This is a genomic window from Xanthomonas sp. WHRI 6108 (genome assembly GCF_040202385.2).
GTDB lineage: Bacteria > Pseudomonadota > Gammaproteobacteria > Xanthomonadales > Xanthomonadaceae > Xanthomonas > Xanthomonas arboricola.
Map to the genome: position 1 here is coordinate 1,190,982 of NZ_CP168198.1, position 14,438 is coordinate 1,205,419.

A 14,438-nucleotide genomic window follows, 5' to 3' on the forward strand; every position below is an offset into this window, starting at 1 on the left:
GTTAGACTCGATAGATGGTTTCTTTCGACGCCACTGAAGCGCTGGCGCCGTACCGCGAAGGCCGCGGCTATGGCGCCATTCTGTTCGACCGCGAACGGCTGCGGCAAGCCGATGCCGGGCTGTTTTCGCCGCAACGCTGGGGTGACAGGGCACGGCCGGTCGACGAAGGCGGGCGGGGTGGGGCGTGGTTCGTGGATGCGCCGTTCGGTCACAGCGTGTTGCGGCAGTACCTGCGCGGCGGCATGGCCGCGCGCGTGAGCCGCGATCACTATCTGTGGAAGGGCGCCGGGCGCACGCGCAGCTTTGCCGAGTTCCGGCTGATGCGCGAACTGCTCAAGCGCAAGTTGCCGGTGCCGCGCCCGTTGGCGGCTTGCTACTTGCGCGAGGGGCTGAGTTATCGCGCTGCATTGTTGATGGAACGCCTGGAGAACGTGCGCTCGCTCGCCGAGCATGCGCAGGTCGCCGGTCGCGGTGCGCCGTGGGAAGAAACCGGGCGGCTGATCGCGCGCTTTCATCGCGCCGGCCTGGATCATGCCGATCTCAACGCGCACAACATCCTGTTCGATGCCGGCGGGCATGGTTGGTTGATCGATTTCGACCGCGGCGTATTGCGCATTCCGGCCACGCGCTGGCGCGAACGCAATCTCAAGCGCCTGCATCGCTCGCTGCTGAAATTGCGCGGCAACCGCAGCCGAGAAGAGGTCGACAAGGATTACGAGCGCCTGCACCGCGCGTACGAGCTGGCCTGGGCCCGGGGCTACTGATGAACTGGGCATTGCGGGTGCAAGGGGTCGGCAATGCGTCGGCGGTGGCGCTCGGTTCACCGATGGCCACCATCGAGCGCGCCGGCGCGCCGTGGCTGACCATCGATTGCGGCAGCGAAGGGCTGACTACCTACCAGGCCCAGTACGGTCATCTGCCGCAGGCGGTCTTCATCACCCATGTGCACCTGGACCACGTCGGCGGGCTGGAACGGCTGTTCGTGGACAGCTATTTCTCCGAACGCCGCGGCCGCACGCGCCTGTACGTGCCGGCGCCGGTGGTGCCGTTGCTGCAGCGGCGGATCGCCGACTACCCGAACGTGCTGGCCGAGGGCGGCGCGAACTTCTGGGATGCCTTCCAGCTGGTGCCGGTCGGCGACGCGTTCTGGCACGACGGAGTGCGGCTGGAAGTGTTCCCGGCGCGCCACCACTGGCCGGAGACCGCCTATGGGCTGCGGCTGAAGGGGGCGCTGGTCTGGAGCGGCGACACCCGGCCGATCCCGGAAATGCTGGCCCGGTATGCCGATGACAGCGAGCTCATCGCGCATGACTGCGGCGTTCACGGCAACCCGTCGCATACTGGGGTGGACGATTTGGAGCGGGAATACCCGCAGGACCTGTTGAGCCGCATGCTGCTGTACCACTACGCCAGCGACGCCGACGGCGACGTGCTCCGCGCACGCGGCCATCGCGTGGCCGTGCCTGGTCAACATCTGCCGCTGGCGCAGCCGACTGCCGCCATGGTGCCCTGATGGGCGCCCTGCTGTTGCCGAACCTGGCCGCCGCGCCGATGCAGGACCGCTATGGCCGGCCGCTACGCGACCTGCGTCTGTCGGTCATCGAGGCCTGCAATTTCCGCTGCGGTTACTGCATGCCGGCCGATCGCGTGCCCGACGACTACGGATTCGATGCGCAGCAGCGCCTGAGCTTCGATCAGTTGGAAACGCTGGTGCGTGCCTTCGTCTCGGTCGGCGTCACCAAGGTACGCCTGACCGGTGGTGAGCCGCTGTTGCGTCGTGATCTGCCCAGCCTAATTGCGCGCCTGACCACGATCGAGGGCATCGAGGATCTGGCGCTGACCACCAACGGCACCTTGCTCGCCCGTCAGGCGGTGGCGCTGCGCCAGGCCGGGCTGCGCCGGATCACGGTGAGCATGGATGCGCTGGATCCGGAGCTGTTCAGACGCATGAGTGGCAACCGTGGCGAGATCGCGCAGGTACTGGCCGGTATCGCCGCTGCCGAGCAGGCCGGCTTCCAGCGCCTGAAGATCAACTGCGTGGTGCAGCGCGGCATCAACGAAGATCAGGTGCTGCCCCTGGTGGAGCACTTCCGTGGCAGCGGCCATGTGCTGCGCTTCATCGAGTTCATGGATGTGGGCAGTTGCAATGGCTGGACCGCCGATGCGGTGGTGACCTCCGCGCAACTGCACGCGCGCATCCACGCGCGCTGGCCATTGCTGCCGCTGGATGCCAATTACACCGGCGAAGTGGCGCAGCGGCATGCATTTGCCGATGGCGCCGGCGAGGTGGGCTTTGTCAGTTCGGTCAGCGTGCCGTTCTGCGGCGATTGCCAGCGCGCACGCGTGTCGGCCGACGGGCAGTTGTACACCTGCCTGTTCGCCAGCCAGGGCCATGACCTCAAGCCGGCCCTGGCCGAGGGCGAGCATGGATTGTCCGAGCATCTGCGTGCGCGCTGGAGCATACGTGGCGACCGCTACAGCGAGGTGCGCGCATCGACACCGCGCCGTGGCAAGCCGGTGGAGATGTTCCTGATCGGCGGGTAAGGCACTGCTGTTCCATCCAGGCGCCCCGTTCACCGAGAATGTCGCATCCTGAGCGCCTGTCATCGTGTCGTTTCCCATGCCTGCAAAATCCCGTTCCGCATGCCTGACCCACCTGGACGATTCCGGGCTGCCCACGATGGTGGATGTCTCGGACAAGGCGGTCACCGCGCGCAGCGCCACCGCGCAAAGCCGGGTGCGTTTTCCGGCCGCCGTCGCCGCGCAGTTGCGCGCCAACGGCTTGCGCAGCGCCAAGGGCGGCATCGTGGAAACCGCGGTGATCGCCGGCACCATGGCGGTCAAACGCACGCACGAGTTGATTCCCTTCTGCCATCCGTTGCCGATCGATGCCTGCCGGTTCGAGATCGACTGGGCGGGCGAGCAGCTGCTGGACATCCGTTGCACGGTGCGCTGCGTGCATCGCACCGGTGTGGAAATGGAAGCGCTCACCGGCGCCAGCGTGGCGGCCCTGACGGTCTACGACATGTGCAAGGCGTTGTCGCACAGCATGAGCATCGGCCCGACCAGGTTGGTGTCCAAACGTGGTGGCAAGCGCGATATCGGAGCAAGCCAATGAGCACGACAGTGACAGTGCTGTATTTCGCCAGCCTGCGTGAGGCAGCAGGCATTGCCAGCGAGCAGGTGCAATCGCAGGCGCAGGACCTGCGCGCGCTCTATGCCGAACTCGATACGCGCCATGGCCTGCGCTGGACACCGGCGCAGCTGCGCGTGGCAGTGGATGGCGCGTTTGCGCGCTGGGAAGACGGCGTGCGCGATGGCAGTGAAATCGTGTTTATTCCGCCGGTGTCGGGAGGTTGAGCATGAGCGAGCAGACTTCCGCCCTCTTTGCGCTTTCCGAGGTGCCTTTGCTGGTCGACAGCTTGCGCGCTGCGCTGGAACACCCGCATGCCGGCGCATTCGCCAGTTTCGAAGGCTGGGTACGCAACCACAATGAGGGCCGCAGCGTGGCCGGGCTGCGTTACGAGGCCTACGCCGCGCTGGCGCAGGCCGAAGGCCAGCGCGTGCTCGACGAGGCAATGAGTCGGTTTGCCATCGTCAACGCCTACTGCGTGCACCGCGTGGGCGAGCTGCGTATCGGCGACATGGCAGTGTGGGTCGGCGTCAGCGCGGCGCATCGCGGCGCCGCATTCGATGCCTGCCGCTTCATCATCGACGAGGTCAAGGCGCGCGTGCCGATCTGGAAGCACGAGCATTACCTGGAAGGCGATGCCGGCTGGCTGCATCCGGAATCGCAGACGCAGTAGCGCGCTCGCAGGCCACGCGCTGCGGGAACATCAAAAGATCAGGTTGGTGTTCCGCCGGTTGAGCGCGCCGGAAAGCGCCTGACGCTGCGCGTATTTCCGAGCCGTCGCCACGGCGCTGCAAATCACTGGCCAGCTTTGAGCATGGCCGCAAGGCGCCGGGTCGCAGTGGCGGCTGCACACCGTCTGCATTACGCGCCGAGTGCGTGCGGCATCTGTCGATGCGCCATCAGTCTGGGTTGGGGTGGTGTCCCCGCCGGTTGACCTCGGCGCCCGCATCAATCGATACCGTTGCTGCCTTCCGGCCCTGGCGGGATTTTCGATCTAGCGTCGCGAGGGACCGACGGGGCCACCATAAGACGTGGGTCACTGGCGTGACCCTGGATCCATGCAATCGTGTTGCTGGATCATGAAACTGGCGGAGAGAGGGGGATTCGAACCCCCGAAGCGCGGTTTAGACGCTTACACACTTTCCAGGCGTGCTCCTTCAACCACTCGGACACCTCTCCGTACCTGCCGTGCGACCGGGTCGTCGGCAGGAGCGGGATTCTAGCCGCCGCGGGCGCCATTAACAAGGTAAAGGATCTGCCGGTCGGGCGTGACGATGCCAGCGCAGGTGTCTGGCCGGCCCCCGACGCTGTCCGGCAGTCCTCCGGCGGGTGGCAACGCCGGGGGCACCACGGCCGCTGAACGAACCACTTGACGCGCCATGGCACAATATCGGTTCAGAGGAAGCTGGTTGCCCGATGTCTTATCTTGTTCTCGCCCGCAAGTGGCGCCCGAAGCGTTTTGCCGAACTCGTAGGCCAGGAACACGTGGTTCGCGCGCTCAGTAACGCGCTCGACAGTGGGCGTGTGCACCACGCATTCCTGTTCACCGGCACCCGCGGCGTGGGCAAGACCACGATTGCGCGCATTTTCGCCAAATCGCTGAATTGCGAGACCGGCACCAGTGCCGATCCGTGCGGCCAGTGCCCGGCCTGCCTGGATATCGATGCCGGCCGCTATATCGACCTGCTGGAAATCGACGCCGCGTCCAACACCGGCGTGGACGATGTGCGCGAGGTGATCGAAAACGCCCAGTACATGCCCTCGCGCGGCAAGTTCAAGGTCTATCTGATCGACGAAGTGCACATGCTCTCCAAGGCGGCGTTCAATGCGCTGCTGAAGACGCTGGAAGAGCCGCCCGAGCACGTGAAGTTCCTGCTGGCCACCACCGACCCGCAGAAGCTGCCGGTGACCGTGCTGTCGCGCTGCCTGCAGTTCAATCTCAAGCGGCTGGACGAAGACCAGATCCAGGGCCAGATGACCCGGATCCTGGCCGCCGAGCAGATCGAATCGGATCCATCGGCGATCGTGCAGCTGTCCAAGGCCGCCGACGGCTCGCTGCGCGACGGCCTGTCGCTGCTCGACCAGGCCATTGCCTATGCCGGCGGCGCGCTGCGCGAGGACGTGGTGCGCACCATGCTCGGCACGGTCGATCGCACCCAGGTCGGCGCGATGCTGCAGTCGCTGGCCGACGGCGATGGCGCGCGCCTGATGCAGGTGGTCGCCGCGCTGGCCGAGTTCTCGCCCGACTGGAGCGGCGTGCTGGAGGCGCTGGCCGAGGCCTTGCACCGCATCCAGGTGCAGCAGTTGGTGCCGTCGGTGGCATTCGTCGGCGATGGCATCGACCCGACTGCCTATGCCGCGCAGCTGCGGCCGGAAGTGGTGCAGCTGTGGTACCAGATGGCGCTCAACGGCCGTCGCGATCTGTATCTGGCGCCCAGTCCGCGCGCCGGTTTCGAGATGGCGGTGCTGCGCATGCTGGCCTTCCGCCCAGCGGCGGCAGTGCCGGCTGGCGGCAGTGACGATGGACGTGGTGCCAATGCCGGCGGTCATGCGCGTTCTACGGCAACTGGCGTGCAGGCCGCCGCACCGGTGGCAGCCGTGCCCGCACCCGCAGCGATGGCGAAACCGGCCGACCTGGAGGCCGCGCCTGCTGCCGTGGCTGCGGTCGCCGCACCGGCGCCGGTCGCTGCTGCGCCCGCGCCTGTCGTGGTGCTGCCCGCTGCGCAAGCATCGACCGATAGCCGCCCATCGACAGCTCCCACGCGCAGCGACGACACGCCGCCCTGGGCGATGGACGATGCGCCGGTGCGTGCCAACACTGCCCCCGTCACTGCGGCGGCGCCCGTGCTGGCGCCGGAGGCGGCAATGGCGCCACCCGCAGCAGGCGATACGGTGTTGCCGGCTGCGGCCGCGCCCGAAGCGGCGATGGCAGTTGCCGCAGCGGCTGAGGTACCTGCATCTGCAGCGGCGGTGATGTCGAGGCCATCGGTTGCCGCACCCTCCATATCGGCACCGGCACCGGCAACCGATCCGTCGGTCCTGCTCGACAACGGCCATATCGCCGACGCCGAGCAATGGCTGGATCTGGTCACCCGCAGCGGCTTGAACGGTCCCTCGCGACAGCTCGCCGCCAATGCGGCCTTCATCGGCCATCGCGACGGCGTGTTGCGCCTGGCGCTGGCACCGGGCTTCGAATATCTCAATTCCGAGCGTTCCATCGCCAACCTTGCGCAGGCACTCGCGCCCGAGTTGGGAAATACGCCGCGCATCGTCATCGAGACCGGCAACGCCGATGTCGAGACCCTGCACGAGCGGGCCAGCCGCCAGAAAGGCGAGCGCCAGAGCGCGGCCGAAACAGCGTTCATGAACGACCCGAACGTGCAGCAGCTGATTCAGCAGCAAGGCGCGCGGGTCGTCCCCGATTCCATCCGCCCTTACGACGAGTAACGACACATGCGTGGGAACATTGCCCAATTGATGCAGCAGGCGCAGAAGATGCAGGAAAACCTGCAGCGCGCCCAGGAAGAACTGGCCAAGCTGGAAGTCACCGGCACCGCCGGCGGCGGCATGGTCAGCGTGACGCTGACCGGCGCCAAGGAGTGCCGCAAGGTCCGCATCGACCCGAGCATCCTCTCCGACCAGGAAATGGCCGAGGACCTGATCGCCGCCGCCTTCAACGACGCCTCCAACAAGATCGACGCCGAATCCAAGGACCGCATGGGCTCGGCCACTGCCGGCATGCAGCTGCCGCCGGGCATGAAGTTGCCGTTCTGAGCGAGGGGATTCGGGAGTCGGGATTGGGGATTGGCTGGAAGCGAGATCCGCTTCTGCATTTGCGAATCCCAAATCTCCAATTCCCAATCCCGGCCACCCAATGTCCTCTCTTCTCGAACAACTGATCGAGGCCTTCCGGGTATTGCCGGGTGTGGGCCAGAAATCGGCCCAGCGCATGGCCTACCACGTGCTTGAACGCGAGCGCGAGGGTGGCCGCCGCCTGGCCGCGGCGCTGGCCAATGCGGTGGAAAAGGTTGGCCATTGCGTGCAATGCCGCGACTTCACCGAGGCGGAGATCTGCGCGATCTGTGCCAGCAGTAGCCGCGACCGGCAGCAGCTGTGCGTGGTGGAATCGCCGGCCGATCGTTTGGCGATCGAACATGCCACCGGCTACCGCGGGCTGTACTTCATCCTGCAGGGCCGGCTGTCGCCGCTGGACGGCATCGGCCCGCGCGAGCTGGGCCTGGACTGGCTCGGCGAGCGTCTGGCCACCGGCGAGGTCACCGAGATGATCATCGCCACCAATGCCACCGTGGAAGGCGAGGCAACCGCGCATTACCTGGCGCAGCTTGCCCGCCAGCATGCGGTGCGCCCGAGCCGGCTCGCGCAGGGCATGCCGTTGGGCGGCGAGCTGGAATACGTCGATCGCGGCACCTTGTCGCATGCCTTTGGCACCCGGGGTGAGGTGCTTTGAGGGCGGGGATTAGGGAGGCGGGATTGGGGATTGGCAAAAGCAAAACATCACAAGCGCGCGGTAAGCTCTTGCCAATCCCTCATGACCAATCCCCAATCCCCACCCATGACCGACACCATCTTCGGCAAGATCATTCGTCGCGAAATCCCGGCCAACATCGTCTGTGAAGACGACGAGGTGCTGGGCTTTCAGGACATCGCACCGCAGGCGCCGGTGCATGTGCTGTTCATTCCCAAGCAGCATGCGATTCCCACGCTGGACGATGTGCCGCCGGAGCAGGCGCTGTTGGTGGGCAGGCTCGCACTCGCTGCAGCGTCGTATGCACGCGAGCAGGGGCTGGCGCAGGACGGCTATCGCATCGTGATGAACTGCCGCGAGCATGCCGGCCAGACGGTGTTCCACATCCATCTGCATCTGCTGGCCGGCGCGCCGCTGGGACGGTTCGGCACGCCCTGACCTGGTTACACGATCGAGCGCATCAGCGCCTGTTCGAGCAGCCGTATCGCATAAACAAAAACGCCGCTCCCTGCGAGCGGCGTTTTTGCGTGTCACTGACTCAGCGGTCGATTACCACCAGCCGCGGCCCCAGCCCCAGCCGCCGCCCCAGCGCGGGCCCCACGGGTCGCCCCACGGGCCGTACGGGTAGGCCGGCACCACATCCACCTCGCGCACGACCGGCCACAGGTAGACCACGTCGGCATTCACCTTTGGCAGCTTGTAGTCGTACTCGCCGATCTTGGTGGTTTCGTAGCCTTCGATCTTGCCGATGAAGGTCACTTCGCGGCCGGGCTCGAACACGGCCGGGTCGTAGAAGCCCGAGCGGCAAGCCAGGAAGCGGCCATCGCTGGCGTCCACGGCGTTGCGGTCCGGACGGCCACTGGCATTGAGCGGACGCGAGATCAGCTCGAAGCAGGTCTGGCCCTGCCCGGGCTTGGTCTGGATGATCTTGCCGCCCCAGCGCACCGACGTGCCGACCTGGGCGCTGGCGGTGGAATCGCTCGGACTGACCGTAGGGAACTGACCCTGCAGCGGCTTGGGCGCGGTGGCGCAGGCGGCGAGCCCGAGCGCGGCGACAATGGGAAGAAGAAAGCGGGTACTCATGAGGAAGCTCCGGTTCGCGGGCGATGCTGCTGCAGATCTTTGAGGAGTGAGGCGCTGTCCGAATCAGCGCCAGCGTAGCGCGCGGCGGCGAAACGTTGGCTGAGTGCCAACAATGCCGGATTCGGGTGTGAACGGGCGACACGTTGCGCCCAGGCGATGGCCGGTTCGTGCGGTTCGCGGGCCAGGCCGAGCTTGTCGTAGCGGCGGCCCAGGCGATGCCAGGCGCGCAGCAGCGGGTCGCGTTCACGCTCGCCGCGCGCCAGCAGCCAACCCATCCACGCCAGCGCGCTGACCGCAAACACGCCGAAGATGGCGGCCAGCTGCGAGCTGTCCAGGCGATCGATGCCGAAGGGTTGCAGCAGCCGTTGCTGGCGGTCGGCGTCGAAGGACAGCACCAGATCGTTCCAGCCGCGGCGCAGCAGGTCGCTGACCTGGCCCAGGCTGGCCCACATGCCGAGCTGGGCGAAATTGTCGCCCGCGCCGACCTGCACGCGGTCTTCCAGCGTGTCGTAGATGCGTTCCGGCGCCACTGCGGCGGTGGGGTCCACCCGCACCCAGCCGCGCCCGGCCAGCCAGACTTCGGTCCAGGCATGCGCATCCATGCGCCGCACCACCCAGTAATTGCCGAAGCCGTTGTAGGTGCCGCCGGCATACCCGGTGACCACGCGCGCCGGGATGCCGGCCGCGCGCATCAGCACCACGAACGAAGAGCTGAAGTGCTCGCAGAACCCGGCCTTCTGCTGGAACAGGAATTCGTCGACGCTGTTGCGGCCGAGCAGTGGGGTATCCAGGGTGTAGGCGAAGTCGCGGGTGATCCACTGCAGCGCGCGCTGCACCACGGCATCGTCGTTGCTGCCGGCTTCCGCGCGCCATTGCCGTGCCAGCGCGAGCGTGCGTGGATTGAAGCCCGGCGGCAGGGCGAGGGCGCGCTTGCGCAACTGGTCGGGCAGGTCGGTGTCGAAGCGTGCCGGTGGCGCCGATTGCAGCTCCCAGCGGGTCAACGCACTCAATGGCCGCTGCGCGAACAGTTCGTAGTCGGGTGACAGCTCGGCATTGGCCACCGCCTGCGTGGGCAGGTCCAACGACACCAGCTGGCGACGATCGGTGGGCTCGTAGTCCAGGCGATAGCGATAGCGCTGAGGCCCGGCGGTGACCGAGGCGGGTTGGCCGCGGCCGGTCCAGCGCGCGCGCTGCCAGGTCCGGCCATCGAAGTCCCACATCACCGGCCCGCGCCAGTAGCGTTGTTGCGGTGGTGGCGCGTTGCCGGTGAACTGCACGCGCAGCGCCGGGCTGTCGTCGGCCATCAGGTCGATCCATTCGCCCGGCGACATGTTGTCCGACAGGCCGGGCCGCGACAGCGCGCGCTCGGGAACGCCCCACAGCGGCGAGCTCAGGCGCGGCAGCAGCCAGAACGTGGCCAGGGCCAGCGGCACGCCGATGGCGACCAGCTTGCCGATGCCGCGCAACTGCATCCGCAGCGCAGGCGTGGCGGTGCGGTGTTCCTCGTCGGCCAGCCGCTGCATGCTCAGCAGCGCGCTCACCACCGCCAGCAGCGCCAGCCCCATCGTCGCCGGCCCCTGGTCGAGCAGAAACGCCGCGAACGGGGCGAACAACGCAAAGCCGAGCAGGCTGCGCGCATCGCGCAAGGTGCGCAGCTCGGAGGCCTTGATCGCCAGCATCGCGGCCAGCACCGCGCAGCCGGTGTCGCGGCCGAAGCGCATGCCGATCTGCCAATACACCGCGCCCAGCATTGCCACCACCAGCAACAGCCGCACCGGTGCCATCACGGTGCCGCGCCAGCTCAGCACCCCGACCAGCACGGCGGCCACGGCAATGGTGCCGGCGAGCAGGCCGGGCAGCTGCAACAGCAACGGCGCCAGCGCCAGCCAGCTGGTGACCAGCACCCAGGCGCGACTGGCCTGGGTGATCGGGACGGACGGCTCAGTCATGGGGAAGCAGGGCCAGGGCGCGCAGACACAGGTGATGGTGGGCCGGACCTTGTGCAGGCCCCAGCGGCGGTTGGCCCGGCAATAGCAAGCGGTAGCGCCGCCCGTCGCGCTCGGCCAGGTTGACCCAGCGGGCAAGCCGCGCGATGCGGCGCTCGTACGGCAACGCGTTGAGCGTGCGCCAGTCCAGCGTGACTTCGATGCCCAGCGGCTGCTCGTATTCGCGCACCAGCAGGCTGTCGCGGCGTGCCGAGTGCTTCCAGGAAATCGTGCGTGGCGCATCGCCGGCGCGATACGGGCGCAGTTGGTGCAGCTCCTCGCCTTGCGGGTGCAGGCGGGTCTGGTTGGGCGAACCGGCGCCCTCGGGCAATGCCGGCCCCTGTTCCTCGGGCCTGGGATAGGCCAGCAGCGGTGTCTCCGGCCAGACCCACGACCAGGCGCGCACCAGCCCCAGTGGCTGGGTGCTGGACAGGCGGATGCGTTCGATGTCCTGCCAGCCGCGCCGCTCGGTGGGCACCGGCAGGTCGACCTCGGCCATGTCGTGCTCGAGCAACGCACAGAAACCGCTGCTGTCCAGATGATCCAGGCGCAGCCCACGCCGTGCGCGGCTGTCGCGACGCGCCAGCGACACCCGCATGCGCAACGGTTCGCCGGCGACCACCGGTTCGGCCGACACCGCCTCGACGCGCAGTGCCGACAACTGCAGGTGCGCCATGATGCTGCTGGCAATCCCGGCGGTGGCCAGCAACAGCGCCAGCAGCAGGGCCGGGTTGTTGTTGTAGTTCAAGGCGCCCAGCAGCATCGCCAGCAGCAAGGCGGTGACGAACAGCCCGAAGCGCGTCGGCAGCACGTAGATGCGCCGCCGATCCAGCACGATCGGCAACGCCTCCGCGCCCCGCGGACGCGCCAGCAGGCTGAGTCGGCGACCGATGCCGCGCACGTGCGCACGCACCTGGGTCAGTCCACCGGCACGCTGTGCAGCAGCGCCTTGGCCAGCGCCGGCCCGGACGAGGATTCGGCCTCCGGCACCAGCCGGTGCCCGGCCACCGCCACGAACAACGCCTGCACGTCTTCCGGCAGCACGTGCTCGCGCCCGAGCAGCAGCGCGTAGGCCTTGGCCGCGCGCAGCAGCGCGATGCCGGCGCGCGGCGACAGCCCCACGCGCACCCCGGCGTGCTGGCGGCTGCGCAGCAGCAAGGCCTGCACATAGCCGATCAGCGCATCGCTGGTATGGATCTGGCCCACCACCGTGCGCAGCGCCACCACGTCGGCGTCGCTGAGCTGCGGTGCGGCCTGGGCGATCAGCTCGCGTCGATCCACGCCCGACAGCAACGCGCGCTCGGCGTCGGCGCTGGGGTAGCCCAGGCTGAGCCGCAGCAGGAAGCGATCCAGTTGCGAGTCCGGCAGCGGAAAGGTGCCGGACAGATCGACCGGGTTCTGCGTGGCGATCACGAAGAACGGCTCCGGCAACGCATGGGTGACGCCGTCGAGCGTGACCTGCTGTTCGGCCATGGCCTCCAGCAGCGAGCTTTGCGTACGCGGCGGGGCGCGATTGATTTCGTCGGCCAGCAGCACGTTGGTGAACACCGGGCCGGGATGGAACTGGAACTGGCGCGAGGCGGCGTCGTAGACCGATACGCCCAGCACGTCTGCCGGCAGCAGGTCGGAGGTGAACTGCACGCGCTGGAAGCCCAGCCCCAGGCTGGAGGCCATCGCGTGGGCGAGGGTGGTCTTGCCCAGGCCGGGCAGGTCTTCGATCAGCAGATGGCCGCCGGACAGCAGTGCCACGAACGCCAGGCGCACTTCCTGCGCCTTGCCCAGCAGCAGCGAATTGACCTGGTCCTGTGCGCGCCGCAGCGATTGGCGCAGCGCATCGGTTAGCATTTCCGTGGAACGCAGCGGTGTCGACATCACAATTCCGTAGGTGGAAGAAGAGTGCACAGGGCAATGCAAGGGGACCAACGCGCACATCGCACCTTCGTGATCCTGTGGACACTGGCGACGGCCGTCAAGCTGTTGATCGCCGCGCGGCTGCCGCTGTTCGTCGACGAGGCGTTCTACTGGCAGGAAGGCCAGCATCTGGCCGCCGCGTATTCGGATCTGCCGGGCATGACCGCCTGGCTGGCGCGGCTGGGCGTGGAACTGGGCGGGCATCATCTGCTGGCCCTGCGCCTGCCGTTTCTGGCCATTGCCGCGCTGATTCCCTGGTTGATCGCGCATATCGCCACGCGCTGGTTCGGCTCCACGCTGGGCTGGCAGGCCGGCAGCCTGACCCTGCTGATGCCGCTGTCGGCCACGCTCGGCATCCTGGCGGTGCCGGATGTGCCGATGGCGCTGGCGGCGGTGCTGTGCATGGATGCCGGCGCGCGGCTGCTGCGCGAGGTCGATGCCACCAGTGCGCTCGAGCTCGCCATCGGCCTGGTGATCGGCGCGCTCAGTCATTACCGCTTTGCCGGGGTGATCGGGGTGGGCTGCATCGCGCTGCTGTGCATTCCGCAGGGGCGCGCGGTCATGCGCGACCCGCGCATCTGGATGGCGCTGACGGTAGGCGCGGTGAGCTGGCTGCCGCTGCTGTTCTGGAATACCGAGCATGACGAGGCCGGGCTGCGCTTCCAGCTGGTCGACCGGCATCCATGGCGCTTTCAGATCACCGGGCTGTGGTTCTTGCTGATACAGGCGGTGCTGGTGACCCCGCTGCTGGCCTGGGCGATGCTCAAGGTCGGCCTGGCCGGCACGCGCGCCGGTGGCGGTTCGCGTGCGCAATGGCGGTATTTCGGCCTGCTGGGCGGGATTTCGACCGTGGCGATCTTCGTGCTCGGCTTCTTCAGCGATGCCGAGCGGATCAGCTTCCACTGGCCGCTGCCGGGCTACCTGGCCTTGCTGGTGGCGGTGCCGGTGATCCTGATGCGTTGGCCGCATACGCTGCGTCGCGCGGCCTGGGCGATTGCGCTGCTCGGCACCCTGGGTGCGTACGGCTATTACCTGGCCGTGTCGGTGCCCTCGATTCGCGCGCATGCGGCCGGCGAAAAATACTATCCGCGCAACTTTGCCGGGTGGAAGGACCTGGCGCGCGCGGTCGAGCTCCGGCTCGCGCAGATGCCGCCGGGCACGCGCGTGCTGGCGGAAAACTTCAAGGTCGGTGCCGAGCTGGGCTTTCAACTGCACGATGCCAACGTGGAAGTGCTGCGCGCGGAGTTGAACGACAAGCACGGACGCAGCGCGCAGTTGCAGCAGTGGGGACTGCTCAGCGATGGCACGCGCGCCGGGCCGCGGCTGCTGGTGCTCTCGCCCAGCGATCAGCGTTATCGCGACCTGTTGAAGCGCTATCACGACATCTGCGAGATGGTCGGGCCGCTGCCGCCGCCCACGGTTGTGTCCACCGATCACGGCTACCAGCGCTTCCTGCTGTTCGCGCTGTCGGCGCAACGCCAGCCCGGGCCGTGCATCGCCCCGGCGATGGCCTGGATCGACACGCCGCTGCCGGACGTGCGCGTGTCCGGGCAGGTACAGGTGCGCGGCTGGGCATTCAAGGACGGCGTCGGGCTGTCGCAGGTGGAACTGCTGCTGGACGGGCGCCCGGTCGCGCAGGCCGAGTACGGCACGCCGCTGGATGTGCGCCCGTATTGGAAGATCTCCACCGACCCGCAGCACCCCAACGTCGGTTTCAACGCCACCTTCGACACGCATGCGCTGCCGCCGGGCACGCATTGGCTGGGACTGCGCCTGCATGGCCACGACGGCAGCGTCGAGGACTGGTGGGAACAGCCCATCACCGTTTCCGCACCTTAGA

15 protein-coding genes, 1 tRNA gene and 1 other RNA gene are annotated in these 14,438 nt (G+C 67.7%); 11 read left to right on the forward strand and 6 right to left on the reverse strand.

Features of this window, described 5'->3' with window-relative positions; all coding sequences use genetic code 11:
• Positions 1 to 14 precede the first annotated feature (14 nt).
• The 6 genes from ABQ039_RS05190 (at position 15) to ABQ039_RS05215 (ending at position 3,806) form a co-directional block, all read left to right on the forward strand.
• Complete coding sequence (locus tag ABQ039_RS05190; RefSeq protein WP_349778583.1) at positions 15 to 764, forward strand: 3-deoxy-D-manno-octulosonic acid kinase; 750 nt, start codon at positions 15 to 17, stop codon at positions 762 to 764.
• The gene (locus ABQ039_RS05195) at positions 764 to 1,513 is read left to right on the forward strand and encodes an MBL fold metallo-hydrolase (protein WP_349778584.1); all 750 of its coding nucleotides are present in this window, start codon (positions 764 to 766) and stop codon (positions 1,511 to 1,513) included. Before ABQ039_RS05190 ends, ABQ039_RS05195 begins: the two co-directional genes overlap by 1 nt.
• Positions 1,513 to 2,544, forward strand: coding sequence for a GTP 3',8-cyclase MoaA (moaA, locus tag ABQ039_RS05200; protein ID WP_349778585.1), 1,032 nt, complete (start codon positions 1,513 to 1,515; stop codon positions 2,542 to 2,544). Before ABQ039_RS05195 ends, moaA begins: the two co-directional genes overlap by 1 nt.
• Before the next feature lie 76 nt (positions 2,545 to 2,620).
• Entirely contained in the window at positions 2,621 to 3,118 is a 498-nt protein-coding gene (gene moaC, locus ABQ039_RS05205; protein ID WP_349778586.1) for a cyclic pyranopterin monophosphate synthase MoaC, read from the forward strand.
• Entirely contained in the window at positions 3,115 to 3,360 is a 246-nt protein-coding gene (locus ABQ039_RS05210) for a MoaD/ThiS family protein (protein WP_024938437.1), read from the forward strand. The genes moaC and ABQ039_RS05210 overlap by 4 nt, the downstream gene beginning before the upstream one ends.
• A complete protein-coding gene (locus ABQ039_RS05215) occupies positions 3,357 to 3,806 on the forward strand; it encodes a molybdenum cofactor biosynthesis protein MoaE (protein WP_054590834.1) in 450 nt (149 codons plus the stop codon). The genes ABQ039_RS05210 and ABQ039_RS05215 overlap by 4 nt, the downstream gene beginning before the upstream one ends.
• Before the next feature lie 247 nt (positions 3,807 to 4,053).
• On the opposite strand, the gene ffs is transcribed toward ABQ039_RS05215, so the two are convergent.
• Both ffs and ABQ039_RS05225 read right to left on the reverse strand, forming a co-directional pair.
• Positions 4,054 to 4,150: signal recognition particle sRNA small type (ffs, locus tag ABQ039_RS05220), an RNA gene on the reverse strand.
• Between the two features lie 69 nt (positions 4,151 to 4,219).
• A tRNA-Ser gene (locus tag ABQ039_RS05225) sits at positions 4,220 to 4,312 on the reverse strand.
• 237 nt (positions 4,313 to 4,549) lie between these two features.
• On the opposite strand from ABQ039_RS05225, the gene dnaX reads away from it, so the two are divergent.
• The 4 genes from dnaX to ABQ039_RS05245 all read left to right on the forward strand — a co-directional run bounded on the left by dnaX (position 4,550) and on the right by ABQ039_RS05245 (position 8,057).
• Positions 4,550 to 6,580 carry a DNA polymerase III subunit gamma/tau gene (gene dnaX, locus ABQ039_RS05230; RefSeq protein ID WP_184611178.1) on the forward strand — a complete coding sequence of 677 codons (2,031 nt, stop codon included), beginning with the start codon at positions 4,550 to 4,552 and terminating at the stop codon, positions 6,578 to 6,580.
• 6 nt (positions 6,581 to 6,586) lie between these two features.
• Positions 6,587 to 6,907, forward strand: a complete 321-nt coding sequence (locus tag ABQ039_RS05235; protein WP_005913896.1) for a YbaB/EbfC family nucleoid-associated protein — start codon at positions 6,587 to 6,589, stop codon at positions 6,905 to 6,907.
• Positions 6,908 to 7,007: 100 nt separating this feature from the next.
• On the forward strand, positions 7,008 to 7,601 hold the full coding sequence (gene recR / locus ABQ039_RS05240) for a recombination mediator RecR (RefSeq protein WP_184611176.1): 594 nt from the start codon (positions 7,008 to 7,010) through the stop codon (positions 7,599 to 7,601).
• Between the two features lie 105 nt (positions 7,602 to 7,706).
• Positions 7,707 to 8,057: a histidine triad nucleotide-binding protein gene (locus tag ABQ039_RS05245; RefSeq protein WP_349778587.1), complete on the forward strand. Its 351-nt coding sequence runs from the start codon at positions 7,707 to 7,709 to the stop codon at positions 8,055 to 8,057.
• A gap of 111 nt (positions 8,058 to 8,168) precedes the next feature.
• On the opposite strand, the gene ABQ039_RS05250 is transcribed toward ABQ039_RS05245, so the two are convergent.
• Genes ABQ039_RS05250 through ABQ039_RS05265 form a run of 4 tightly spaced genes read right to left on the reverse strand, consistent with a single transcriptional unit; the run spans position 8,169 to position 12,559 of the window.
• The gene (locus ABQ039_RS05250; protein WP_016902527.1) at positions 8,169 to 8,702 is read right to left on the reverse strand and encodes a Slp family lipoprotein; all 534 of its coding nucleotides are present in this window, start codon (positions 8,700 to 8,702) and stop codon (positions 8,169 to 8,171) included.
• Complete coding sequence (locus ABQ039_RS05255) at positions 8,699 to 10,651, reverse strand: DUF3488 and transglutaminase-like domain-containing protein (protein ID WP_184611174.1); 1,953 nt, start codon at positions 10,649 to 10,651, stop codon at positions 8,699 to 8,701. The genes ABQ039_RS05250 and ABQ039_RS05255 overlap by 4 nt, the downstream gene beginning before the upstream one ends.
• A complete protein-coding gene (locus ABQ039_RS05260; RefSeq protein ID WP_039515942.1) occupies positions 10,644 to 11,600 on the reverse strand; it encodes a DUF58 domain-containing protein in 957 nt (318 codons plus the stop codon). The genes ABQ039_RS05255 and ABQ039_RS05260 overlap by 8 nt, the downstream gene beginning before the upstream one ends.
• Before the next feature lie 5 nt (positions 11,601 to 11,605).
• On the reverse strand, positions 11,606 to 12,559 hold the full coding sequence (locus tag ABQ039_RS05265) for a MoxR family ATPase (protein WP_016902524.1): 954 nt from the start codon (positions 12,557 to 12,559) through the stop codon (positions 11,606 to 11,608).
• A 36-nt stretch (positions 12,560 to 12,595) separates the two neighbouring features.
• On the opposite strand from ABQ039_RS05265, the gene ABQ039_RS05270 reads away from it, so the two are divergent.
• Positions 12,596 to 14,437 (forward strand): glycosyltransferase family 39 protein, encoded by a 1,842-nt coding sequence (locus tag ABQ039_RS05270; protein WP_184611172.1) that lies wholly within the window; start codon positions 12,596 to 12,598, stop codon positions 14,435 to 14,437.
• Position 14,438: the final 1 nt, after the last annotated feature.

Bases quoted from the DNA above. Each gene is read 5' to 3' on its own strand.
- ABQ039_RS05270 (WP_184611172.1), top strand. From the start codon at position 12,596: ATGCAAGGGGACCAACGCGCACATCGCACCTTCGTGATCCTGTGGACA.
- ABQ039_RS05245 (WP_349778587.1), top strand. From the start codon at position 7,707: ATGACCGACACCATCTTCGGCAAGATCATTCGTCGCGAAATCCCGGCC.
- ABQ039_RS05235 (WP_005913896.1), top strand. From the start codon at position 6,587: ATGCGTGGGAACATTGCCCAATTGATGCAGCAGGCGCAGAAGATGCAG.
- ABQ039_RS05195 (WP_349778584.1), top strand. From the start codon at position 764: ATGAACTGGGCATTGCGGGTGCAAGGGGTCGGCAATGCGTCGGCGGTG.
- ABQ039_RS05265 (WP_016902524.1), bottom strand. From the start codon at position 12,559: ATGTCGACACCGCTGCGTTCCACGGAAATGCTAACCGATGCGCTGCGC.
- recR (WP_184611176.1), top strand. From the start codon at position 7,008: ATGTCCTCTCTTCTCGAACAACTGATCGAGGCCTTCCGGGTATTGCCG.
- dnaX (WP_184611178.1), top strand. From the start codon at position 4,550: ATGTCTTATCTTGTTCTCGCCCGCAAGTGGCGCCCGAAGCGTTTTGCC.
- ABQ039_RS05210 (WP_024938437.1), top strand. From the start codon at position 3,115: ATGAGCACGACAGTGACAGTGCTGTATTTCGCCAGCCTGCGTGAGGCA.
- moaC (WP_349778586.1), top strand. From the start codon at position 2,621: ATGCCTGCAAAATCCCGTTCCGCATGCCTGACCCACCTGGACGATTCC.
- moaA (WP_349778585.1), top strand. From the start codon at position 1,513: ATGGGCGCCCTGCTGTTGCCGAACCTGGCCGCCGCGCCGATGCAGGAC.
- ABQ039_RS05190 (WP_349778583.1), top strand. From the start codon at position 15: ATGGTTTCTTTCGACGCCACTGAAGCGCTGGCGCCGTACCGCGAAGGC.
- ABQ039_RS05250 (WP_016902527.1), bottom strand. From the start codon at position 8,702: ATGAGTACCCGCTTTCTTCTTCCCATTGTCGCCGCGCTCGGGCTCGCC.
- ABQ039_RS05255 (WP_184611174.1), bottom strand. From the start codon at position 10,651: ATGACTGAGCCGTCCGTCCCGATCACCCAGGCCAGTCGCGCCTGGGTG.